Here is a 21895-nt window from a genome sequence, read left to right as displayed (position 1 = left end):
GGCCCCGCCGCACCGCTCCCGTATACTTGACCGGGTGCGGCCGCCAGGCCGCCGCGAAAGGCATTGAAGCGTGGAGATCCTCGAGTTCGTCTTGCAGGTGGTGCTCGGCATCACGAGCCTGCTGCTGACCCTCCTGATCCTTTTGCACAAGGGTCGCGGTGGCGGCCTGTCGGACATGTTCGGCGGTGGCATGAGCTCGGCAGTGGGGTCATCCGGCCTGGCCGAGCGCAACCTCAATCGATTCACCGTGGTCCTGGCACTTATCTGGTTCGTGGCCGTGGTCGCGCTGGGCCTTCTCACCAAGCTGCAGGGGATCTGACATGGCAACGGGCGGCAATGCTATCCGGGGTACGCGCGTGGGCGCCGGCCCGATGGGCGAGCAGGACCACGGCTACCACGCCGACCGCGTGGCGGTCTCGTACTGGGACGCCCTCGGCAACGAGACGGTGCGCTATTTCGCGGCCGACATTCCTGCCGAAGAGATTCCCGACACCATCGACTCGCCGCATTCGGGGCTTCCCGCCGGGCGCGACAAGCAGCATCCGCCCGAGTTGGCCAAGGCCGAGCCCTACAAGACGCATCTCGCTTATGTGAAAGAGCGTCGCACCGAAGACGAGGCGCAGCAGCTGCTCGACGACGCGCTGCGTCAGCTGCGCGAGCGCCGCGGCCAGTAGCCGACGACGAGGCGGGCTAGTATGACCCGTCGATGAGATCGGGCGGCACGTTCTGGGCCGCCTGCTCATCGACGAAGAAGACGGTGCGGCGGCGTCCGCGGGCACCGGCTGCGGGCACGCTGTGGTAGCTGGCCCCGGCAAGCGCAAGTCCCAGTGCCGAGGCCTTGTCGAGCCCGGCCAGCACCAGCCAGATCCGCTGGGACGAGTTGATCACGGGGCGGGTCAGGGTGATCCGCTGCGGCGGTGGTTTGGGGGAGTCCAACACCGGCACGGCCGCCCGATCGGTGATCGCGATCTCGGGGCGGTCGGGGAACAGCGACGCGATGTGGCCGTCGGGCCCGACGCCCAGGAAGCAGATGTCGAAGGCGGGCCAGTCGCCCGCCAGCGGCCCGGTGGCCGTGTCCACGGCCGGGGCGAACGTGGCAAGCTCGGCGGCATAGGCCTGGGCGGCAGCGTCGATGGAGACGCCGCTGTCGGATGCCGCCATGCGGTGGATGTTCGCGGCGGGCACGTTCAGCCGCGAGAAGAACACCTCGGTCGCACCGACCTCGTTGCGCTCTGCCGAGCCGGCCGGCACGAACCGCTCATCGCTCCACCAGAAGTGCACGTTCGACCAGTCCAGGTCGGATGCCTTCGGGTGGGCGGCCGCGGCGCGCAGCACGGCCGTTCCCATCCCGCCGCCGGTCAACGACACGTGCACGGTCTTTCCCGCGCGCACCCGCTTGACCACCCGCGTGTAGAACCGGTCGGCGACTGCCGTGGCCAGTGCCTGCGGATCGGCCGCGATGACGACCCGTTTGACGTTGTTCTCAGCCATTCTCGGCATCCTCGCCTCTGTCGCCGCCCTGCAGAAGAGCCCACCCCTCGGTGATGACCCGACCATACAGCAGATCGGGATCGAGGCTGCGCAGCTCTTCGGCCAGGCATTCGCGCAGCGTGCGGCGCGGGAAGGCGAGTTCGTGAGAGGGCTGACCGGGCTGGGTGAGAATCGCCTCGGCGGGCTCGGGGCGCTCCAGCAGGGTGTCGCCGGAGGGGCGCACCAGCCGCACTGACTTGATGCCGTGCGCCCACTCGTCTTCGGGCAGATACTCCCAGTCGACGGGTACATCGAGGGCGAGCCGCAGCCACGCGGCCAACAGTGCGGTCGACGGCGAGTCGCCGGCCCCGCGCACCTCGACGGCGGTGACCTGCTCGTACGGGGGCTGATCGAGTACGGCGGCCAGCTGCTCGCGCCAGCGGGTCAGGCGCGTCCAGGCCAGATCGGTGTCGCCGGGTGCATAGTGCCCGGCCAGCCCGGCCACCCAAGCGGCGGGATCGGGCTGGGTGGCGGCATCGGTGATGCGCCGCTGCGCGATCTTTCCGATCGACGACCGCGACGGGCGCTTGGTCGGCGTCTCGCGCGGCCACCAGGCCACGACCGGGGCATCCGGCAGCAGCAGACCTGTCACGAGGCTTTCGGAGTTGTTGCCGGCAGCGCCGTACGCGCGCAGCACGACGACCTCGCTGGCCCCCGCGTCGCCGCCCACGCGGATCTCGGCGTCCAGGCGTGCCTGTGCGTCGGCGTCGGGGCCGTGCGGATCGCTCATGAGCACAATCACACGCATCGGGTGCTCGCGCGAGGCATCGTTCGCGGCCTCGATGACCTCTTCCTCGGCGCCGTGGCGCACCAGGATGATGAGGGTCAGCACGCGGCCGAGGGCGACAGCGCCGCCTTCTTCGCGCACATTGACGAGCGCCTTCGCGATCTTGCTGACGTTGGTGTCGGGCAGGTCGATGATCATGGGCGCCTCCACGTCCGTCCGTCGCGGGCCAGCAGTTCGTCGGCCGAGCGCGGCCCCCAGCCGCCGGGTGTGTACTGCTCGAGGGCAGCGCCGGAGGCCGAACCGTCTTGGGCTGCCCAGAACTGTTCGATCGGATCGAGGATCTGCCAGCTGAGCTCGACCTCTTCGTGCCGGGGGAACAACGGCGGGTCGCCGAGCAGCACATCGAGAATGAGGCGCTCGTACGCCTCGGGACTGGCCTCGGTGAAGGCGTGGCCGTAGCCGAAGTCCATCGTCACGTCGCGCACCTGTGTGCCCGCCCCGGGTACCTTCGACCCGAACCGTATCGTGACGCCCTCATCGGGCTGCACGCGGATCACCAGGGCGTTCTGCCCCAGGCCCGAGGTCTGCGACCGGCTGAAGAGGTGTTCGGGCGCCTTCTTGAAGACGACGGCGATCTCGGTCACCCGCCGGCCCAGTCGCTTGCCGGTGCGCAGGTAGAACGGCACATCCGCCCAGCGGCGGGTGTTGATGCCGAGCTTGATGGCCGCATACGTCTCGGTCGTCGATTGCGGGTCCATGCCGTCTTCGTCGAGAAAGCTGAGCACCTGCTCGCCGCCCTGCCAGCCGCCCCCGTATTGGCCCCGTGCGGTGGCCAGGGAGAGGTCGTCGGGCAGGGTGACCGCGGCGAGCACCTTCTCTTTCTCGGTGCGCAGGTCTTTCGCGTTGAACGAGATGGGCTCTTCCATCGCGGTCAGCGCGAGCAGCTGCAGAAGATGGTTCTGGATGACGTCGCGCGCCGCGCCGATGCCGTCGTAATAGCCTGCGCGGCCGCCGACGCCGATGTCCTCGGCCATCGTGATCTGCACGTGGTCGACGTAGTTGCGGTTCCAAATCGGCTCGTAGAGCTCGTTCGCGAACCGCAGCGCGAGGATGTTCTGGACCGTCTCCTTGCCCAGGTAGTGGTCGATGCGGAAGATCGAGTCGGCGGGGAACGCGCTGCGCAGCGCGCTGTTGAGCTCCCGCGCCGAGGCGAGGTCGTTGCCGAACGGCTTCTCGATCACCACCCGTCGCCAGCGGTCGGGCTGATCTGCGGTGTCGTCGACCAGGCCCGAGCTCTTCAACTGCTCGGCGACCACCGCGAACGACTTCGGCGGGATCGACAGATAGTAGGCATGGTTGCCCATGGTGCCGCGCTCGACGTCGAGCTTCTCAACCGTCTCGCGCAGCCGGCGGAAGGCGTCGGGATCGTCGAACTCGCCCGAGACGAACCGGATGCCCTGCAGCAGCTGCTGCCAGGTCTCTTCGCGGAACTCGGTACGGGCACCCGCCTCGACGGCGGCGCGCACGACCTCGGCGAAGTCCTGGTCGGCCCAGTCGCGCCGGGCGAAGCCGACCAGCGCGAATCCGGGAGGCAGCAGGCCGCGGTTGGCCAGATCGTAGACGGCCGGCATGAGCTTCTTACGGGACAGGTCTCCGGTGACACCGAAGATGACCAGCGCACTGGGGCCCGCGATGCGGTTCAGGCGGCGGTCGTCGGGGTCGCGAAGGGGGTTCTGTCCCCGGGCGATCTCAACGGTCATGGATCTCCTACTGAGCGGCCTCGAAGAGCGAGAGCACTTCAGGCTGAGGATCGGTCAGGGTCAGGGTGACGACGGGGCGGCCGTGGGCGGCCAGCACCGATGCGTCGCCGGCGGCCTGAGCGGCCACCAGCTCTCCGAAAGTGAACGGGCGGCCGGGGATCCCCACGTCGACGTCGGTGCGCTCGGTGATCTGCAGGAAGACGCCGGTCGCCGGCCCTCCCTTGTGGAACTGGCCGGTGGAGTGCAGAAAACGCGGACCCCACCCGAACGTCGCCGGCCGGCCCGAATCGGCGGCCACCAGTTCACGCAGGCCGGCGAGTTCGGCCAGGTTCAGCCGGTCGACGTAGGCCTGGATCGCGACATAGCCATCGGGTCCGAGCCGTGACCACAGGGCGTCGAGCACACCGGCGATGGTGCCGGAGGCGGCGAGCTCCGGGTCGGAGACCCGGACCTCCACCCCCTCGATGGCGAATGCCGGCGGCTGCGGTTCGGGACGGTGCTCGAGAAGCGCCCGCGTGGCGGACTTGGCCGCCTCGACGTCGGGCTGGTCGAAGGGATTGACACCCAGGATCCGCCCGGCAATGGCGGTCGCGTACTCCCACACCACGAACTGGGCGCCCAACGACCCGCTGACGAGGATCTCGCCCTCGTGTCGGTCGAAGAGATGGAACTCGTCGGCTTCGTCGACCAGCCGCAGCACCTGCAGGTCGGCGGGTCGCGCTTCGAGTTCGGGGGAGACCGGCAGAAGGACGACGGGCAGGATGCCGGTTCCCGCCTTTCCCGTCGATTCGGCCAGCAGCTGCTCGATCCAGTCGGGCAGGGAGTCGATGTGCGTGCCATCGGCGACAAGGGCGAGCTTGTCGCGGCGTGGTGCGCCACCGGCGATCGCGGCGGCCAGGACCAGCGCCGGATTCTCGGGGCTGTCGATCGCCACCTCAAGCAGCGTCGCATCGGCCTCGTCGAGCAGCTCGTCGAGGTCGACGCCGGCAAGCCCCGCGGGAACCAGTCCGAACGCGGTGAGCGCCGAGTAGCGCCCGCCCACGGTGGGATCGGCGGTGAACACGCGGTAGCCGGCGGCGCGCGCCGACTCCTCGAGCGGCGAACCGGGGTCGGTGACGACCACTATCCGCTCGGCGGGGTCGATGCCGAGATCGCCGAAGGCCGCCTCGAAAGCACGTCGGGCCGAGTCGGTCTCGAGGGTCGTGCCCGACTTCGACGAGACCACCAGCACCGTCTGGGCGAGCCCGCCCTCGTCGTCGCCGTCGAGCGCGGCCAGCACCTGGCCCGGTGCGGTGGCATCGAGCACGGTCAGCGGCACGCCGGCGGTACGCGCCATCACCTCGGGGGCCAGCGACGATCCGCCCATTCCGGCCAGCACGACGCGCGTGACGCCCCGGGCGACCAGCTGCTCACGCAGGGCGGTGATCTCGGGCAGCAACGGGCGCGAGACCGACACTGCCTGCACCCATCCGAGGCGTCGAGAGGCCTCCGCCTCCGCGTCGGGTCCCCACAGGGTGGGGTCCTGCGCGGTCACGCCGGAGGCGACCAGGTCGGCGACGAGACCGGTGAGAGTCTCATCGACGACCGCCTTGACGTGGCCGCTGACGCGGATGTCGAAGCTCACCGGGCTCCGCCCGCCGATGTCAGCGCCTGAGCGACCGTCTCCTGCAGCTCGTGCCACGAGGTGATGAACTTCTCCACGCCTTCGTCCTCAAGCACCTGGGTGACGTCGTCGAAATCGACCCCGACCGCGGCGAGGCCGTCGATGACGCCGTGCGCGTCGGCGTAGGCGCCGGTCACCGCGTCGCCCCCGATCTCACCGTGATCGAACACGGCCTCCAGCGTCTTCTCGGGCATGGTGTTCACGGTGCCGGGGGCGACCAGCTCGGTGACGTACAGCGTGTCAGGCAGCGACGGGTCCTTGACCCCGGTCGAGGCCCACAGCGGGCGCTGCACCGTGGCACCGGCATCCAACAGCGCCTTCGCGCGGTCGGAGCCGAACTCCTTCTCGTACAGCTCATAGGCCAGGCGGGCATTTGCCACGCCGGCCTTCGACTTCAGCGCGGCCGCGGCGTCGGTGCCGATGGCGGCCAGGCGCTTGTCGACCTCGGTGTCCACGCGCGAGACGAAGAACGAGGCCACGGAATGGATCTGCGCCAGGTCGTGCCCGGCGGCCTGCGCCTTCTGCAGACCCGTGAGGTAGGCGTCGATGACCTCGGCGTAGCGGGCCAGCGAGAAGATCAGCGTCACGTTCACCGAGATGCCGGCGGCGATGGTCTCGGTGATGGCGGGAAGGCCCGCCTTGGTCGCCGGGATCTTGATGAAGGCGTTCGGGCGGTCCACCGTGGACCACAGCTGCGCGGCCTGGTCGATGGTCGCCTGCGTGTCGTGTGCGAGGTCGGGCGAGACCTCGATCGACACCCGGCCGTCCTGGCCTGTCGTGGCCTCGTACACCGGGGCGAAGATCTCGCAGGCGTTGCGCACATCGGTCGTCGTGATCTCGAAGATGGCGTCGTCGGCAGAGGCGCCCTTCGCGGCGAGCTCGGCGACCTGCTGCTCGTACCCGTCGCCATGGGCGACGGCGTTCGCGAAGATCGTCGGGTTCGTCGTGACGCCGACCACGTTGCGATGGGCGATCAGGTCGACGAGGTTGCCGGTGGTGATGCGCTGGCGCGACAGGTCATCGAGCCAGATGCTCACGCCCTGCTCGGACAACTGCTGGGTGGGAGTGGTCATGCGTTCTCCTTGAGGGTCTCGCGCGCCGCCTCGACGACGGCCTCGGCGGTGATGCCGAACTTCTGGAAAAGGGTCTTGTAATCGGCGGAGGCACCGAAGTGCTCGATCGAGACCGAGCGTCCACGATCGCCGACGATGCCGCGCCAGGGCAGGGCCAGGCCCGCCTCGACCGACACCCGGGCGGTGACCGCTGCCGGCAGCACCTGCTCGCGGTACGCCTCGTCCTGCTCGGCGAACCACTCCAGCGACGGCGCCGAGACCACGCGGGTCTTCACGCCTTCCGCCTCCAGCGTCTCGCGGGCGGCGACGGCCAGCTGCACTTCGGAGCCGGTGCCGATGAGGATCACGTCGGGAGCGCCGCCGGAGGCCTCGGCCAGGACGTACGCGCCCTTCGCGGTGCCGGTCGCCGAGGCGAGGGTGTCGCCGGATGCCGCGCCTTCGCCGCGCTCGAACGTCGGCACGTTCTGGCGGGTCAAAGCGATGCCCACCGGTCCGCCGTGGCGGCGCAGGATCTCCAGCCACGCCTGCGCGGTCTCGTTGGCGTCGGCCGGACGGACCACGCTGAGGTTCGGGATGGCGCGCAGTGCGGCCAGCTGTTCGATGGGCTGGTGAGTGGGGCCGTCCTCGCCCAGGGCGACCGAGTCGTGCGTCCACACGAACGTCGACGGGATGTCCATCAGAGCGGCCAGGCGCACCGCCGGGCGCATGTAGTCGCTGAAGATGAGGAAGGTGCCGCCGAAGGCGCGTGTCGGCCCGTGCAGCGTGATGCCGTTCAGGATCGCCGCCATGGCGTGCTCGCGGATGCCGAAGTGCAACACGCGTCCGTAGGGGTTCGCGGTCCATTCGTGCGTCGACCACTGCCGCGGGTTGAACGAGCCGCCTTCGGCGATGGTGGTGTTGTTCGACTCGGCGAGGTCGGCAGATCCACCCCACAGCTCGGGCAGCACACCGGCCAGGGCGTTGATCACCTTGCCCGAGGCGGCGCGGGTGGAGACATCCTTGCCGGCTTCGAAGACCGGGACGACCTCGTCGACGCCGTCGGGCAGCGCATGCGCCTCGAGGCGATCCAGCAGCGCCTTGCGCTCGGGGTTGGCCGCGGCCCACGCGTCGAAGTCCTTCTGCCAGGCGCGGTGGGCCTCGGCGCCGCGCTCGCCCAGCGCGCGGGTGTGGGCGATGACCTCGTCGGCCACCGCGAAGCTGCGCTCCGGGGCGAACCCGAGAACCTTCTTGGTGGCGGCGACCTCGTCGGCGCCCAGCGCCGAACCGTGCACCTTGCCGGTGTTCTGCTTGCCGGGGCTGGGCCAGCCGATGATGGTCTTCAGGATGATGATCGACGGACGGTCGCTCTCGCCCTTGGCGGCCTCGATCGCGTCGTAGAGCTCCTGCACGTCTTCGACGTACTGACCGGTCTTCTTCCAGTCGACGGTCTGCACATGCCACCCGTATGCGGTGTAGCGCGCGGCGACGTCTTCGGTGAACGCGACGTCGGTGTCGTCCTCGATCGAGATCTGGTTCGCGTCGTAGAGCACGACGAGGTTGCCCAGCTGCTGGTGACCGGCCAGCGACGAGGCCTCGCTGGTCACGCCCTCCTGCAGGTCGCCGTCCGAGGCGATGACGTAGACGAAATGGTCGAACGGCGAGGTGCCGGCTGCGGCATCCGGGTCGAAGAGCCCGCGCTCGTAACGCGAGGCGTAGGCGAAGCCGACAGCCGACGACAGGCCCTGCCCGAGGGGGCCGGTGGTGATCTCGACGCCCTTGGTGTGACGGTACTCCGGGTGGCCCGGCGTCAGTGAGCCCCAGGTGCGCAGCGACTGAAGGTCTTCGAGCTCGAGGCCGAAGCCGCCCAGATACAGCTGAATGTACTGGGTGAGTGAGGAATGACCGCACGACAGGATGAACCGGTCACGGCCGATCCAGCCGGTGTCGGCAGGATCGTGCCGCATCACCCGCTGATAGAGCAGGTAGGCGGCGGGAGCGAGGCTCATCGCGGTGCCCGGGTGGCCGTTGCCGACCTTCTCCACGGCATCCGCGGCAAGGACACGGACGGTGTCCACTGCTCGCCGATCGATCTCATCCCAACGCAGTTCCGACACGAGACAGCCTTTCGTAAGGGGAAAGCGCCCGAGGCGACCGGTCGGCGTGGCATCTGCCAGCGCTGGTCCGGTGCGGGGCGCGCGCGTACAGCCAGCTTACCCATCCCGTCGCGGTGTGAGTCGGCCCATGACGTGGGGCGCACAGACCGGCCGGGTAGACTTGTGAGGTTCCCGGCTCGGTATCCCCGGGTCGGTATCTCAGGGGGGATCGCCATCAGCATGACGTCCCGTGTCGCCCAGACACGTCAGCCGCCGCGGCCACGGTCGCTCGGTCGTACCGTTCGCGCATACGTTCTGCTCACCAAGCCTCGGGTCATGGAGCTGCTGCTGGTGAGCACGGTGCCGGTGATGTTCCTCGCAGCCGGCGGCCTGCCGAACCTTTGGCTGGTCGCGGCCACGGTGGCAGGCGGTGCGCTGTCGGCCGGATCGGCCGCGGCGTTCAACATGTATCTCGACCGCGACATCGATGTGCGGATGCATCGCACCGAGAACCGTCCACTGGTCACCGGCGAGGTCTCGCCCCGCGGCGCTCTCGTGTTCTCCTGGGTGCTCGCCGTCGTCTCGACCCTCTGGCTGTGGCTGATGACCAACGCCCTCGCGGCGGCTCTGTCGGCGTTCGCTATCTTCTTCTACGTCGTGATCTACACGATGATCCTCAAGCGCCGCACCGAACAGAACATCGTCTGGGGCGGCATCGCAGGCTGCTTCCCGGTGCTCATCGGATGGGCCGCGGTCACCGGGTCGCTGGACTGGCCGCCGCTGGTGCTTTTCGTGGTCATCTTCCTGTGGACACCGCCGCACTACTGGCCGCTGTCGATGAAGTACAAGCGCGACTACGACGACGTCGACGTTCCGATGCTCGGCGCGAGGCGCGACGGCTCCCAGGTCGGGATGCAGGTGATCCTGTACACCTGGGCCACTGTCGCGTGTTCGCTGCTGCTGATCCCCATCGCGCAGATGGGCCTGGTCTACACGGTGTCGGCGGTCGTGTTCGGCGGGTGGTTCGCCTACGAGGGGCACCTGCTGTACAGCCGTGCCGTGCGTGGCACCGCGCCGCAACCGATGCGCGTGTTCCACGCGTCGATCACGTACCTGACGCTGCTTTTCGTCGCCGTCGCCGTCGACCCGCTGCTGCCGTTCTAGACGGCCGCGGGCTCGGCCTCAGGCGCGGCCTCGGGCTCGGCCTCAGGCTCGACCTCGGGCTCGGCCTCAGGCTCGACCTCGGGCTCGGCCCCGTCGAGCGTGGTCTGCTCGGCCGGGGCGTCCGAGACGACCGGTGTGGTGGCGCGCAGGCCGGAGAGGGCGGCGATGGTCAGGGTGAGCAGCAGGCCCACGACACCGGCGCCGCACACGATGCCCGCGACGACGACGGCGACCTGGCCGACGTAGACGTCGACGCCCGTCGCGGTGTTCGCCGTGAGCGCCGTCGTCATCCAATCGAGCTCGATCTTCACGACGAGCGCGCCGCCGATGGTGGCGCCCAGCGAGACGATGAGAAGAAGCCAGAACGGGATGTTGCGGGCAAGACGGGGACGCGTGGTGTGCATATGTCGATCACTCCTGGGATGTGGCGACCCGAGCGGCCGCGGCATCCCACGATGTCAGTGCAGTCGGCGTGGCGTCGATGCGTGGGCTATGCGTCTGCCGTGACGGGTCTTTTGAGCTGGAACACCATAGCTGTCATGGTGGCGACCGCTATTGCGGCCAATACCATGTGCACGCCCACGGCCAGCGGCGGCAGGTCGTTGCGGGCCTGGTAGAGCCCCACAGCTATCTGCACGAGTTCGACGGCGAGCAGGCCGATCGCCCAGCGGCGCACTGCCGGTGCCTGGGCGGCGAAGCTCGACGCGCCGATCACCAGGGCGATGGTCAGCGCGAACAGCGTATAGGCCGGCCACGAGTGCACATGTTCGAGCAGCGTCGCATCGAAGCCGTTGCGCAGGGTGACCTCGGCATCTCCCGAGTGCGGTCCGGCGCCGGTGGTGAGCACGCCGATCAGCACGGTCAGGGCGAGCACGAACGAGCTGATGTGGGTGAGGATCGCGAACCAGCGGGGGACGACGCGCTCGCGGGGCCCCGCCGCCTGCCCCATCCGGGCGATGAAGGCTGCTGCGACGGCCACGAGCACGATGGAGACGATGTAGTGGAACGAGACCAGGTTGGGCCGCAGATCGAAAAGCACGAGGATGCCGCCGACCACGGCCTGCAGCAGCACGCCGGCGAACACCGTCCAGGCCAGGGCCCACAGATCGCGCCGCTGCTTGCGGAACTGCGAGATGAGCACGATGACGGCCACCGCGGCGAGCCCGACGAAGAACGAGAGCCCGCGGTTTCCGAACTCGATGAGACTGTGATAGCTCTGCTGCGCCGTGGGGAACAGCGAGTCGGGCGTGCACAGCGGCCAGGCGCAGCCCAGTCCCGAGTCGGTCAGGCGCACCGCGCCACCCGTGCCGACGATGGCTATCTCGAGCACGAGCGAGATCCAGGCCGCGACACGGACGCGACGATCCACGTGATCGGGCAGCCAGTTCAGGAACCGCCGCCACAGGCCCGGGGTGCTGGTTGTCGGCTGATTCGCGGACATGCGGGTGTTCATCTCCTGGAAGGCTGCGCGGCTCCGACCCGAATGTCAGGTGGAGCCTATAGAATCGAGGGGTCGGATGCGGTTCATGATCCCCGCATCCCTGACAGTCTAGGCGCGCGTGGCGCGTCGCCAGAGCGGACCCGGAAAGCGGCATCCTCCCCCTCAGCACTCCCGAGGGGATCAGGGATGTCGGGACGGATGACACCGTTGCGGTCTATTGAGGAGAGTGTGTGACGTCATGTCCGATGTTCTGATCGAACGCCCCGAGCTCGACGGTTTGGGGGTGTACGAATTCGGCTGGCACGATGACGACATCGCCGGAGCCACCGCCCAGCGGGGACTCAGCGAAGCTGTCGTGCGCGGCATCTCCGGAATGAAGAACGAACCGGAGTGGATGTTGCGCAACCGGTTGAAGGGTCTGGCGCTGTTCCAGCGCAAACCGATGCCGACGTGGGGCGCGGATCTGTCGGAGATCGACTTCGACAACATCAAGTACTTCGTGCGCTCCACCGAGAAGCAGGCCGAGTCGTGGGAAGACCTGCCCGAAGACATCCGCAACACCTATGAGCGCCTGGGCATCCCCGAGGCCGAGCGGCAGCGTCTGGTCGCCGGTGTGGCGGCCCAGTACGAATCCGAGGTCGTGTATCACCAGATCCGTGAGGATCTGGAGAGCCAGGGCGTCATCTTCATGGACACCGACACCGCGCTGCGGGAGCACCCGGAGTTCTTCGAGGAGTACTTCGGCACCATCATCCCCGCCGGTGACAACAAGTTCGCGGCGCTGAACACCGCGGTCTGGTCGGGCGGCTCGTTCGTGTATGTGCCCAAGGGTGTGCACGTCGAGATCCCGCTGCAGGCCTACTTCCGCATCAACACCGAGAACATGGGCCAGTTCGAGCGGACGCTGATCATTGCCGATGAAGACTCGTATGTGCATTACATCGAGGGCTGCACCGCGCCGATCTACAAGTCCGACTCGCTGCACTCCGCGGTCGTGGAGATCGTCGTGAAGAAGAACGCCCGCGTGCGGTACACGACCATCCAGAACTGGTCGAGCAACGTGTACAACCTCGTCACCAAGCGCGCCATCGCCCACGAGGGCGCCACCATGGAATGGGTCGACGGCAACATCGGCTCCAAGGTGACGATGAAGTACCCGTCGATCTACCTGGCCGGTGAGCACGCCAAGGGCGAGACGCTCTCGGTGGCCTTCGCCGGCCCCGGCCAGCATCAGGACGCCGGCGCGAAGATGATCCACCTCGCGCCCTACACGCAGTCCTCGATCATCTCGAAGTCGATCGCCCGCGGCGGCGGCCGCTCCGGCTATCGCGGCGAGGTGCGTGTCGAACCCAACGCGCATCACTCCGCCAACACGGTGCGATGCGACGCCCTGCTGGTGGACACCATTTCGCGCTCCGACACCTACCCGGCCATCGACATCCGCGTCGACGACGTCGAGCTCGGTCACGAGGCCACCGTCTCCAAGGTCAGTGCCGAGCAGCTCTTCTACCTGCAGTCGCGGGGCATGCCCGAAGACGAGGCGATGGCGATGATCGTGCGCGGCTTCATCGAGCCGATAGCGCGCGAGCTGCCGATGGAATACGCACTGGAACTGAACAAGCTCATCGAAATGGGCATGGAAGGATCGGTCGGCTAGATGGCGGCCACGACGACAGCGTCCGAGCAGACTGCTCGGACGGAGCAATCCCACGCGCACATCGACCCGGCGGCACGGCTGACCGGCTATGACGTGCCGGTCCAGACCCGTTCCGAGCGGCCGCGGTCGTACGACCCCGCCGATTTCGGCGCCCCCACCGGGCGCGAGGTCAACTGGAAGCACACCCCGATGAACCGCATCGGTGCCCTGCTGGACGCCGATGCCGGTGACCCGGATGCCGTCACAGTGACGGTCAGCGGAGCCCCGGTCGGCACCCTCGCCATCGGTCAGGCCCCGCGCGGCACTGCGTTCGAGCCCGAAGACCTGACCGCGGCGATCGCCTGGGTCAAGGCCACCCAGGCCCGCCACGTGGTGGTCGAAGGCGAAGCCGACGAGCCCATCGTGATCGGGGTCGTCGGCAACGGCGGAGTCGCACACGAGCACATCGTGATCGAGGCGCTCCCGAATGCGCAGGCCACCGTGGTGCTGCGGCACAGCGGCTCGGTCGCACTCGCCGAGAACGTCGAGATCATCGTCGGCGAGGGCGCGCACCTGAAGCTCGTCACCGTGCAGGAGTGGCAGGACGACGCCATCCACTTGTCGGCACACCAGGCGCGGGTGGGCAAGGATGCGACGCTGCGGCACTTCATCGTGAGCTTCGGCGGCGGCGTCGTTCGGGTGAACCCGAATGTGCGCCTGGCCGGCGCCGGCTCCCACGCCGACGTCTACGGCATCGGCTTCTGCGACGCCGGGCAGCACCTGGAGAACCAGGTGTACGTGTTCCACGAGGGCACGTCGACCAGCGCTGATGTGCTGTACAAGAGCGCGTTGCAGGGTGTCGGCGCCCACACAGTGTGGATCGGCGATGTGCTCATCGGCCCCGACGCGTTCGGAACCGACTCGTACGAAGCCAACCGCAACCTGGTGCTGACCGAGGGCGCCCACGCCGACTCGATCCCGAACCTCGAGATCGAGATCGGCGACATCATCGGGGCCGGCCACGCCAGTGCCACCGGGCGCTTCGATGACGAGCAGCTCTTCTACCTGCAGGCGCGCGGCATCGACGAGGCAGAGGCCCGCCGGCTGGTCGTGCTGGGCTTCCTCAGCGAACTGGTGCAGCGGCTGCGCCTGCCCGAGCTGGAAGCCGAACTCATCGCCGACATCGAGCGCGAGCTCGGTGAGGAGCCTCAGGCATGAGCGTCGCGCGGGCCTGCACTTTCAGCGAGCTCGAGCAGGACTCCCCGCTGCGCGTCGAGCTCGAAGGCGTGCCGATCTGCATCGTGAAAGACTCGGCCGGCGAGGTGCACGCGATCGGCGACACCTGCACGCACGGCAACATCTCCCTGTCCGAGGGGTTCGTGGAAGACGACACCGTCGAGTGCTGGGCGCACGGCTCCCGCTTCTCGCTGCGCACCGGCGCGCCCCTCAACCTCCCCGCGTATGAGCCCGTCCCGGTCTACGCCGTCACGATCGACGGCGACGACGTGCTCATCGACCCGAACGTCACAAAGGAAATCTGAATGTCTGTCCTCGAGATCCGCGACCTGCACGTGTCTGTGGAGACGGATGCGGGTGTCACCCCCATCCTCAACGGCGTCACGCTGACCATCCGCACCGGCGAGACGCACGCCATCATGGGCCCCAACGGCTCGGGTAAGTCGACGCTGGCCTACACCATCGCCGGTCACCCGAAGTACACGGTCACCAGCGGTTCGATCACCCTCGACGGTGAAGACGTGCTCGCCATGACCGTCGACGAGCGCGCCCGCGCCGGGCTGTTCCTGGCCATGCAGTACCCGGTGGAGATCCCGGGCGTCACGGTCACGAACTTCCTGCGCACCGCCAAGACCGCCATCGACGGAGACGCCCCCGCCGTGCGCACGTGGACCAAAGACGTCAAGCAGGCGATGAAGAACCTGCGGATGGATGCGAAGTTCGCCCAGCGCAACGTCAACGAGGGCTTCTCGGGCGGTGAGAAGAAGCGCCACGAGATCCTGCAGCTCGAGCTGCTGCAGCCCAAGCTCGCCATCCTCGACGAGACCGACTCGGGCTTGGACGTCGATGCGCTCAAGATCGTCTCGGAGGGTGTCAACCGGGCCAAGGCTGCCACCAACCTCGGTGTGCTGCTTATCACGCACTACACCCGCATCCTGCGCTACATCCACCCCGACTTCGTGCACGTGCTCGTCAAGGGTCGCGTCGCCGAAGAGGGCGGCCCCGAGCTGGCCGACCGGCTTGAGGAGGAAGGGTACGACCGCTATCTCGAGGGTGAGCCCGAGCCCACCGTCGAGATCGACGCGTAGACTTCTGCCATGGCCGCGACGCTGACACCCGAGAAGTATGACGACGTCATCGAAGCGCTCAAAGACGTCATGGACCCCGAGCTGGGGGTCAACGTCGTCGACCTGGGGCTCATCTACGACCTCGCGTGGGATGACGAGAACGATGCTTTGGTCATCCACATGACCTTGACGTCGGCGGGATGCCCGTTGACCGACGTGCTCGAAGAGCAGACGGCGCAGGCGCTCGACGATGTCGTGGACCGGTTCCGCATCAACTGGGTGTGGATGCCGCCGTGGGGTCCGGAGAAGATCACCGACGACGGCCGCGACATGATGCGCGCGCTCGGTTTCGCCATTTGACACGAGCGGGATGCCGCGGCCCGGGTGGCCGTTAGGGTCGAAGGGTGAGTGTCACCCCGTTGCAAGCCCTGCCTGTCGATCAACTGCGCCAACGTTCGAGCACGAAGTGGCGGACGTACCCCGAAGACGTCCTGCCGCTGTTCGTCGCCGAGACCGACTTTCCGCTCGCGCCGGCGATCACGCAGCGACTGGAGCGGGCCGTCGAGCTCGGCGACACGGGGTACACGCCACCGGACCCCGGCATCCGTTCAGCCTTCGTGGCGTTCGCGCGTCGGCGCTTCGGATGGGATGTCGAACCACGGCGGGTGCGCTCGACGTGCGATGTCATGATGGGCGTGACCGAGATCGTGCGCGCCATCATCGAGCCCGGCGACCGGGTCGTGGTCACCCCTCCGGTGTACCCGCCGTTCTATGACTGCGTGCCCGAGGCCGGGGGAGTCGTCGAGCGTGTTCCGCTGACGCACGTGGACGGCCGCTGGGAGCTCGACCTGGCCGGCATCGAGGCGGCGCTGGCCGACGGTGCTCGCGTGGTGCTGCTGTGCAATCCGCACAACCCGACCGGCACCACACACGCGCAGGAGAGCCTGGCGGCGCTGGCCGAGATCGCCGAGAGGCACGGTGCCCGGGTGGTCAGCGACGAGATCCATGCGCCCCTCACGCATGCACCGGCGGAGTTCACGCCGTTTCTGGCGGCTTCGGATGCCGCGGCCCGCGTCGGCTTCGCCGTCACCAGTGCCAGCAAGGCCTTCAACCTCGCGGGTCTGAAGTGTGCGCTGATGGTGACGGCCTCTGACGCGACCACCGCGGTTGTGGACGCGCTGCCCGACGAGGTGGAATGGCGCACCGGCCTGTTCGGCGCCCTGGCCGGCGTGGCTGCCTTCGATCCGGCCAGCGACGCCTGGCTCGACGCGCTGTTGGCGACCCTCGATCACAACCGGCGGCTGCTGGCTGATCTTCTGGCCGCGCATGTGCCCGGGGCTCGCTACGAGATTCCCGACGCGGGATATCTGGCCTGGGTGGATCTGTCCGAGCTGGGGTGGGGCGCCAACCCGGCCGTGAAGATCCTGCGCGACGCGAAGGTCGCGTTGCACTTCGGCCCGAAGTTCGGCGCCGAGGGCGCCGGCCATGTGCGCATCAACATCGGTTGCGCGCCCGAGGTTCTCACTGAGGCCGTGCAACGGATCGGAACGCTCCTCGCCCGATGAGCATTGGTTAGGCTAGCCTAAGAGCATGCCTGATACCGCAGAAGTAGTCCGCGCCCCCTACCGCCCGTATCTCGCTCAGGTCGTGCGCGTTGTGCGGCTGAGTCCCCACTTCGTTCGGGTGACCTTCACCGGTGCCGACTTCGAGCATTTCGGCACCGCGGGTCTTGATCAGCGCATCAAGGTGATCCTGCCGCACGCCGATGGGAGCTTCACCGACATCGGCCAGCACGATGGCGCGGGGGACTGGTACGACCGCTGGCGGGCGCTGCCGAACGCGCAACGCAACCTCTTTCGCACCTACACCGTGCGACGGATAGTACCCGGAGAACTCGACATCGACTTCGTGGTGCATCCCGGCGCCGGGCCCGCCGGTGCGTGGGCCGAGTCCGCCGCTGCCGGGCAGGAGCTCATCGTCGTGGGGCCCGACGAGCGCAGCCCGCACTCGCGTGGCGGCATCGACTGGCACCCGGGCACCGCACGACGCATTCTGCTGGCCGGCGATGAGACGGCGGCCCCGGCCATCGGCTCGATTCTGGAGTCGCTCAGTGACGACTACGACGTCGATGCCTTCCTCGAGGTACCCACGGCCGCCGATGTGCTTCCGGTGTCGCATGCGGCCGGCACCCGCCTGACCTGGATTCCGCGCGAGGGCGGCGAGCACGGGGCGGGATTGATCGCCGCGGTGCGGACCTGGGCTGCGGCATCCGCACAGCTGCTGAGCCGTGCCGCAGCTGGCCACCGCCAGGAACTGGCCGATGTCGACGTGGACCGCGAACTGCTGTGGGACAGCCCGGAAGCCGCCGACGGCGAGTTCTATGCCTGGATGGCGGGCGAGGCCGGCACGGTCAAGACGTTGCGCCGCCTGCTCGTCTCGGAGTGCGGCGTCGATCGCAAGCGAGTCGCGTTCATGGGGTATTGGCGACGGGGTCAGTCCGAGCGCATCGAGTAGCCGGTCGCCCGTCAGGCCGACGGCACAGTGAGGTCACCGGGCTCGCTGACGGTGTGATGACGTCCCATCGGAATCACCATGGGCCGTCCGGTCAGCGGATCGGGCATGATTCGGCTGTCGAGTCCGAACACGCCGCGCACCGTGCTTTCGGTGAGGACATCGTCGGAGGTTCCTGAGGCCAGGATGCGGCCGCCTGCCATGGCCACGAGGTGATCGGCATAGCGCGCGGCAAGATTCAGATCGTGCAGCACCATGACGATCGTCGTGCCGCGCTCGCGGTTCAGGTCGGTGAGAAGGTCGAGCACATCGACCTGATGGCTGATGTCCAGGAAGGTCGTGGGCTCGTCCAGCAGCAGTACATCGGTCTCCTGCGCGAGGGCCATCGCTATCCAGACGCGCTGGCGCTGGCCGCCGCTGAGCTCATCGACCGAGCGGTCGGCGATGTGCGTGGTCCCCGTCGCCTCAAGGGCGCGGGCCACTGCTGCGTCATCCTCTTTCGTCCACCGCGCCAGCGCGCCCTGATGCGGGTACCGCCCGCGACTGACAAGATCAGAGACCGAGATTCCGTCGGGGGCGATCGGCGACTGCGGCAGCAGGCCGAGCACACGGGCCACCTGCTTGGTGGGCAGGCGATGGATGGCCTTGCCATCGAGAAGCACCGAGCCCGATGTGGGTGCGAGAAGTCGCGCCATCGCCTTCAGCAGCGTCGATTTGCCACAGGCGTTCGCACCGACGATCGTGGTGATCCGTCCCGGCGGCACGGCCAACTCGAGCCCGTCGACGATGATGCGGTCCCCGTACCCGAGGGTCACGGCCTGCGCGTGGAGGGATCGATTCGCGGTCATAGCGTCGTTCCTTGCGATCGGCTGCTGCGAATGAGCAGGTAGACGAGATACGGCGCACCGAGCACTCCCGTGATGACGCCGACGGGCAGGCGGGTGGCGAAGAAGTACTGGCCGGCGAAATCGGCGACCAGCACGAGCAGCGCGCCCACCAGGCCGGCGGGCAGGATCGGCGACCCGACGGGGCCGAGGACGCGCACCGCTATCGGCCCCGACAGGAATGCGACGAACGCTATCGGACCTGCCGCGGCGGTCGCGAAGGCGAGCAGGCCCACGGCCGTCACTATCAGCAGCACCCGTCGACGCTCCACCGGAACGCCCAGGGCGGATGCCGTGTGGTCACCCAGGCGCAGCAGCTCGAGATCGCGCGCACTGCCCAGCAGCACGGGCATCAGCACGACGATGGCCAGCGCCAGCGGCAGAACGCGCTCCCAGGACGCGTCGTTGAGACTTCCGGTCAGCCAGCGCATGGCCGCCGGCAGATCCCACTCGGCCGCCCGGGACACGATGTACGAGATCACACTGTCGAAGATCGCCGCCACGCCGATGCCGATGAGGATGAGGCGGGGACCCGAGGCGCCGTCCTTGTACGCGAGCAGGTAGATGAGCAGCGCGGCCACCAGCGCCGACGCCGTCGCCAGAAACGACACGGCCGTCTCGCTCAAGCCCAGCACGACGATGCCGAACACGGCGGCCGCGCTCGCACCGGAAGTGATGCCGATGACATCGGGGCTGGCCAGTGCATTGCGCAGGAGAGTCTGGAAGACCACGCCGCCCATGCCGAAGCACAGCCCGGCCAGAAGTCCGGTCGTGGCCCGCGGCAGGCGCAGCTCGCCGACGGTGAAGGATGCACCGGGCACCCGGTGGCCGGTGATGACGGCCCACACCTCGGCGGGCGAGTAGAAGGTGTCGCCGAACATGAGCGTGAGGGCGTAGGCGGCCGCCACAGCCGCCAGGAGCGCGCCGGTGACCGTCCACCAGCGTCGTGCCCGGCGGCGTCGGCCACGTGCGACAAGGTGCAGGGCCTCGGACGAGACCGTGGTGCTCACAGCGCCCGCACCTTCTGGCGGCGCACGATGGCGATGAAGAACGGGGCACCCAGGACCGCCGTGATGATGCCGACCTCGATCTCTTGGGGGCGCGCGATGACGCGCCCGAGGACGTCGGCGGCGGTCAACAGGACGGCACCGGTCACCGCCGAGAAGGGCAGCAGAGCGCGGTGGTCGACGCCGATGAGCAGACGGCACACGTGGGGCACCACCAGGCCGACGAATCCGATCGGGCCTGCCACCGCGGTGGCCGCGCCGCAGAGGATGACGGCGCCCAAGCTCGAGACAAGACGCGCCGTGCGCACCCGCGTTCCCAAGCCCGCGGCGAGTTCGTCGCCGAGGGCGAGCGCGTTCAGCGACGGTGAACTGGCCATGCAGACCACGAAGCCGGCGACCAGGAACGGCAGCACCTGCAGGATCGTCTGCGGCGTCGCGCCGCCGACGCCGCCCACCTGCCAGAACCGGAACACGCTCATCACGTCGATGCGCGGCAGCAGGATGGCGCTGACCAGTGAGCTGAAGGCCACCGCGATCACGGCCCCGGCAAGGGCGAGCCGCAAGGGCGTCGGACCACCGCGTCCGAGTGAGCCGACGGCATAGACGAAGGCTGCGGCCACGGCTGCGCCCAGCATCCCCACCCAGATGTATCCGGCCGCTGAGGAGAGCCCGAAGAAGGCGATCCCGATGACGATCGTCAACGAGGCGCCGCCGGTGACACCCAGCAGCTGCGGATCGCCGAGCGGATTGCGCATGGACCCCTGCAGGGTGGCCCCGGCCACCGCGAGGGCGGCGCCCACGATCATCGCCAGGATCGTGCGGGGGATGCGCTTGCTCACCGATGCCGCGGAGACGGTGTCGGTCGAGCCGAGCACGCCGTTCCAGATGTCGTCCCATCCGACCACGCGTGCGCCGATGGCGACGGATGCCACCGCGACGAGCGCGAGCGCGGCCAGCAGGACCACGAGCCAGAGTGCACGCCGTCCCACGCGCCGCCGGGGCAGCGTGTGGGAAACGGCGTCGGTCGCTGCGTGCGCGGTCATGACGCCTTTGCGGCTGCCTCACCCACGAGCTTGATGTAGTCGTCGCCGTAGCTCGTGCCGATCGACAGCGGGCTGGGATCCACGGCCGATGACAGCGTCGAGTTGTCGGGTACGAGGGCGACGGCGCCGTCGGCGATGGCGGGGATGCGCCCCAGAAGCGGGTCGGACTGCAGGGTCTTCAACAGGTCTTCACTGCCGTAGGCGACGATCACCTGCACGTCTTCGAAGTTCTCGATCTTCTCGGTGCTGGCGGTGAGCCAGAACTGGTCGGAACCCTTCGACTGCGACGCGACGTAGTCGGAGGGGACAAGGCCGAGTTCGCTCAGGTACGCGGTGCGCGCGTCTTCGGTCGTGTAGAAACCCAGGGTGCTCAGGTCGGTGGGATCGATGTAGCTGTGCAGGAACTTCTTGCCCGCCAGCGCCGGGTACTTGGCGGCTTCTTGCGTGATGTGGTCCTCCAACGACGAGACGAGCTTTTCGGCCTCGTCCTTCAGGCCCAGGGCCGTTCCGTCGATGACCGTCATGTCCTGCCAGCTGGTGCCCCACGGGATCCCCTGGTAGGTGACCACCGGTGCGATCTTGCTGAGCGTGTCGTACTGCTCCTTGGTCATGCCGCTGGTCGCGGCGAGGATGACATCGGGCTTCGCGTCGGCGATGGCCTCGTAGTCGTATCCGTCGGTCTCATCCAGAAGCGTGGGGGTGTCCGCGCCCAGCTCGGCGAGCTTGTCCTTGACCCACGGGAGCAGGCCGTCACCGTCCTCATCGCCGTACGTGACCTTGGGCATCGCAACCGGAACGACTCCCAGCGCGAGCGCTGCTTCGTTGTTGCCCCAGTCGGTCGCGACGACGCGTTCGGGTTTCGACTCGATGGTGGTCTGGCCGTAGACATTCGAGATCGTCACGGGGAATCCATCGGATGCCACGGCCCGCGCGTCATCGCCGGGGGTGTCGGCGCTGCTCGCGCAGCCGGCCAGGAGGAGCGATGAGGCGGTGACGGCAGCCAGGGCGGTCAGCGTCAGCGCGCGGCGAATGGGCACAGGAAGATCTCCTTCACACGGCGGGGATTGGTAAGGCTAGCCTA

General features: G+C 68.4%; 22 protein-coding genes. 10 read left to right on the top strand and 12 right to left on the bottom strand.

The features are described 5' to 3' along the window. Positions 1-70: 70 nt before the first annotated feature. Together secG and ET475_RS17255 are read left to right on the top strand one after the other, a co-directional pair. A complete protein-coding gene (gene secG / locus ET475_RS17260) occupies positions 71-319 on the top strand; it encodes a preprotein translocase subunit SecG (protein ID WP_129393187.1) in 249 nt (82 codons plus the stop codon). Between the two features lies 1 nt (position 320). Next, a complete protein-coding gene (locus tag ET475_RS17255) occupies positions 321-674 on the top strand; it encodes an RNA polymerase-binding protein RbpA (RefSeq protein ID WP_129393184.1) in 354 nt (117 codons plus the stop codon). 16 nt (positions 675-690) lie between these two features. Here ET475_RS17255 and pgl read toward each other — a convergent pair whose 3' ends face one another. Genes pgl through tkt form a run of 6 tightly spaced genes read right to left on the bottom strand, consistent with a single transcriptional unit; the run spans position 691 to position 8846 of the window. After that, positions 691-1491, bottom strand: a complete 801-nt coding sequence (pgl, locus tag ET475_RS17250) for a 6-phosphogluconolactonase (RefSeq protein ID WP_129393181.1) — start codon at positions 1489-1491, stop codon at positions 691-693. After that, positions 1484-2455 carry a glucose-6-phosphate dehydrogenase assembly protein OpcA gene (locus tag ET475_RS17245; RefSeq protein WP_129393178.1) on the bottom strand — a complete coding sequence of 324 codons (972 nt, stop codon included), beginning with the start codon at positions 2453-2455 and terminating at the stop codon, positions 1484-1486. Before ET475_RS17245 ends, pgl begins: the two co-directional genes overlap by 8 nt. Further along, positions 2452-4017, bottom strand: coding sequence for a glucose-6-phosphate dehydrogenase (gene zwf, locus ET475_RS17240; RefSeq protein WP_129393175.1), 1566 nt, complete (start codon positions 4015-4017; stop codon positions 2452-2454). Before zwf ends, ET475_RS17245 begins: the two co-directional genes overlap by 4 nt. Before the next feature lie 7 nt (positions 4018-4024). Continuing rightward, positions 4025-5641 (bottom strand): glucose-6-phosphate isomerase, encoded by a 1617-nt coding sequence (locus ET475_RS17235; protein ID WP_129393172.1) that lies wholly within the window; start codon positions 5639-5641, stop codon positions 4025-4027. After that, on the bottom strand, positions 5638-6753 hold the full coding sequence (gene tal / locus ET475_RS17230) for a transaldolase (protein ID WP_129393169.1): 1116 nt from the start codon (positions 6751-6753) through the stop codon (positions 5638-5640). The genes ET475_RS17235 and tal overlap by 4 nt, the downstream gene beginning before the upstream one ends. Further along, positions 6750-8846 carry a transketolase gene (gene tkt / locus ET475_RS17225; protein ID WP_129393166.1) on the bottom strand — a complete coding sequence of 699 codons (2097 nt, stop codon included), beginning with the start codon at positions 8844-8846 and terminating at the stop codon, positions 6750-6752. The genes tal and tkt overlap by 4 nt, the downstream gene beginning before the upstream one ends. Before the next feature lie 219 nt (positions 8847-9065). On the opposite strand from tkt, the gene ET475_RS17220 reads away from it, so the two are divergent. After that, positions 9066-9989 (top strand): heme o synthase, encoded by a 924-nt coding sequence (locus ET475_RS17220; RefSeq protein ID WP_129393163.1) that lies wholly within the window; start codon positions 9066-9068, stop codon positions 9987-9989. Here ET475_RS17220 and ET475_RS17935 read toward each other — a convergent pair. Both ET475_RS17935 and ET475_RS17215 read right to left on the bottom strand, forming a co-directional pair. After that, positions 9986-10393, bottom strand: a complete 408-nt coding sequence (locus tag ET475_RS17935; RefSeq protein ID WP_165310980.1) for a dinucleotide-utilizing enzyme — start codon at positions 10391-10393, stop codon at positions 9986-9988. The genes ET475_RS17220 and ET475_RS17935 overlap by 4 nt on opposite strands. An 86-nt stretch (positions 10394-10479) precedes the next feature. Beyond that, positions 10480-11442 carry a COX15/CtaA family protein gene (locus tag ET475_RS17215; RefSeq protein ID WP_242497696.1) on the bottom strand — a complete coding sequence of 321 codons (963 nt, stop codon included), beginning with the start codon at positions 11440-11442 and terminating at the stop codon, positions 10480-10482. Between the two features lie 226 nt (positions 11443-11668). Here ET475_RS17215 and sufB point away from each other — a divergent pair, with 226 nt between their 5' ends. From sufB to ET475_RS17180, 7 genes are read left to right on the top strand one after another with little or no spacing between them, the layout of a single operon-like run. Then, positions 11669-13087: a Fe-S cluster assembly protein SufB gene (gene sufB / locus ET475_RS17210; RefSeq protein ID WP_129393160.1), complete on the top strand. Its 1419-nt coding sequence runs from the start codon at positions 11669-11671 to the stop codon at positions 13085-13087. Beyond that, the gene (gene sufD / locus ET475_RS17205) at positions 13088-14284 is read left to right on the top strand and encodes a Fe-S cluster assembly protein SufD (RefSeq protein WP_129393158.1); all 1197 of its coding nucleotides are present in this window, start codon (positions 13088-13090) and stop codon (positions 14282-14284) included. Continuing rightward, on the top strand, positions 14281-14607 hold the full coding sequence (locus ET475_RS17200) for a non-heme iron oxygenase ferredoxin subunit (protein WP_129393154.1): 327 nt from the start codon (positions 14281-14283) through the stop codon (positions 14605-14607). Before sufD ends, ET475_RS17200 begins: the two co-directional genes overlap by 4 nt. Next, complete coding sequence (gene sufC, locus ET475_RS17195) at positions 14608-15390, top strand: Fe-S cluster assembly ATPase SufC (RefSeq protein ID WP_129393151.1); 783 nt, start codon at positions 14608-14610, stop codon at positions 15388-15390. 9 nt (positions 15391-15399) lie between these two features. Then, complete coding sequence (locus ET475_RS17190; RefSeq protein ID WP_129393148.1) at positions 15400-15729, top strand: metal-sulfur cluster assembly factor; 330 nt, start codon at positions 15400-15402, stop codon at positions 15727-15729. A gap of 44 nt (positions 15730-15773) precedes the next feature. Continuing rightward, on the top strand, positions 15774-16934 hold the full coding sequence (locus ET475_RS17185; RefSeq protein WP_129393145.1) for a MalY/PatB family protein: 1161 nt from the start codon (positions 15774-15776) through the stop codon (positions 16932-16934). A 25-nt stretch (positions 16935-16959) separates the two neighbouring features. Further along, positions 16960-17883 carry a siderophore-interacting protein gene (locus tag ET475_RS17180; protein ID WP_129393141.1) on the top strand — a complete coding sequence of 308 codons (924 nt, stop codon included), beginning with the start codon at positions 16960-16962 and terminating at the stop codon, positions 17881-17883. Between the two features lie 11 nt (positions 17884-17894). On the opposite strand, the gene ET475_RS17175 is transcribed toward ET475_RS17180, so the two are convergent. Genes ET475_RS17175 through ET475_RS17165 form a run of 4 tightly spaced genes read right to left on the bottom strand, consistent with a single transcriptional unit; the run spans position 17895 to position 21851 of the window. Then, positions 17895-18728 (bottom strand): ABC transporter ATP-binding protein, encoded by an 834-nt coding sequence (locus ET475_RS17175; RefSeq protein WP_129393138.1) that lies wholly within the window; start codon positions 18726-18728, stop codon positions 17895-17897. Beyond that, the gene (locus tag ET475_RS18025) at positions 18725-19774 is read right to left on the bottom strand and encodes a FecCD family ABC transporter permease (RefSeq protein ID WP_207205377.1); all 1050 of its coding nucleotides are present in this window, start codon (positions 19772-19774) and stop codon (positions 18725-18727) included. The genes ET475_RS17175 and ET475_RS18025 overlap by 4 nt, the downstream gene beginning before the upstream one ends. After that, entirely contained in the window at positions 19771-20814 is a 1044-nt protein-coding gene (locus ET475_RS18020) for a FecCD family ABC transporter permease (protein ID WP_207205376.1), read from the bottom strand. The genes ET475_RS18025 and ET475_RS18020 overlap by 4 nt, the downstream gene beginning before the upstream one ends. Continuing rightward, positions 20811-21851 carry an iron-siderophore ABC transporter substrate-binding protein gene (locus tag ET475_RS17165; protein ID WP_242497695.1) on the bottom strand — a complete coding sequence of 347 codons (1041 nt, stop codon included), beginning with the start codon at positions 21849-21851 and terminating at the stop codon, positions 20811-20813. Before ET475_RS17165 ends, ET475_RS18020 begins: the two co-directional genes overlap by 4 nt. Positions 21852-21895 lie beyond the last annotated feature (44 nt).

The organism is Microbacterium protaetiae, assembly GCF_004135285.1.
In the GTDB taxonomy this organism is placed as follows: domain Bacteria; phylum Actinomycetota; class Actinomycetes; order Actinomycetales; family Microbacteriaceae; genus Microbacterium; species Microbacterium protaetiae.
The sequence above is the reverse complement of the archived record's forward strand: the minus strand, read 5'-3'. Positions and strand labels throughout refer to the sequence as shown.

Excerpts from the sequence above, each read along its gene's own strand:
- zwf (WP_129393175.1), bottom strand. The coding sequence starts at position 4,017 with ATGACCGTTGAGATCGCCCGGGGACAGAACCCCCTTCGCGACCCCGAC.
- sufD (WP_129393158.1), top strand. The coding sequence starts at position 13,088 with ATGGCGGCCACGACGACAGCGTCCGAGCAGACTGCTCGGACGGAGCAA.
- ET475_RS17190 (WP_129393148.1), top strand. The coding sequence starts at position 15,400 with ATGGCCGCGACGCTGACACCCGAGAAGTATGACGACGTCATCGAAGCG.
- sufC (WP_129393151.1), top strand. The coding sequence starts at position 14,608 with ATGTCTGTCCTCGAGATCCGCGACCTGCACGTGTCTGTGGAGACGGAT.
- ET475_RS17175 (WP_129393138.1), bottom strand. The coding sequence starts at position 18,728 with ATGACCGCGAATCGATCCCTCCACGCGCAGGCCGTGACCCTCGGGTAC.
- ET475_RS17180 (WP_129393141.1), top strand. The coding sequence starts at position 16,960 with ATGCCTGATACCGCAGAAGTAGTCCGCGCCCCCTACCGCCCGTATCTC.
- sufB (WP_129393160.1), top strand. The coding sequence starts at position 11,669 with ATGTCCGATGTTCTGATCGAACGCCCCGAGCTCGACGGTTTGGGGGTG.
- pgl (WP_129393181.1), bottom strand. The coding sequence starts at position 1,491 with ATGGCTGAGAACAACGTCAAACGGGTCGTCATCGCGGCCGATCCGCAG.
- ET475_RS17245 (WP_129393178.1), bottom strand. The coding sequence starts at position 2,455 with ATGATCATCGACCTGCCCGACACCAACGTCAGCAAGATCGCGAAGGCG.
- ET475_RS17200 (WP_129393154.1), top strand. The coding sequence starts at position 14,281 with ATGAGCGTCGCGCGGGCCTGCACTTTCAGCGAGCTCGAGCAGGACTCC.
- ET475_RS17255 (WP_129393184.1), top strand. The coding sequence starts at position 321 with ATGGCAACGGGCGGCAATGCTATCCGGGGTACGCGCGTGGGCGCCGGC.
- tal (WP_129393169.1), bottom strand. The coding sequence starts at position 6,753 with ATGACCACTCCCACCCAGCAGTTGTCCGAGCAGGGCGTGAGCATCTGG.
- ET475_RS18020 (WP_207205376.1), bottom strand. The coding sequence starts at position 20,814 with ATGACCGCGCACGCAGCGACCGACGCCGTTTCCCACACGCTGCCCCGG.
- ET475_RS17935 (WP_165310980.1), bottom strand. The coding sequence starts at position 10,393 with ATGCACACCACGCGTCCCCGTCTTGCCCGCAACATCCCGTTCTGGCTT.
- ET475_RS17220 (WP_129393163.1), top strand. The coding sequence starts at position 9,066 with ATGACGTCCCGTGTCGCCCAGACACGTCAGCCGCCGCGGCCACGGTCG.
- ET475_RS17215 (WP_242497696.1), bottom strand. The coding sequence starts at position 11,442 with ATGAACACCCGCATGTCCGCGAATCAGCCGACAACCAGCACCCCGGGC.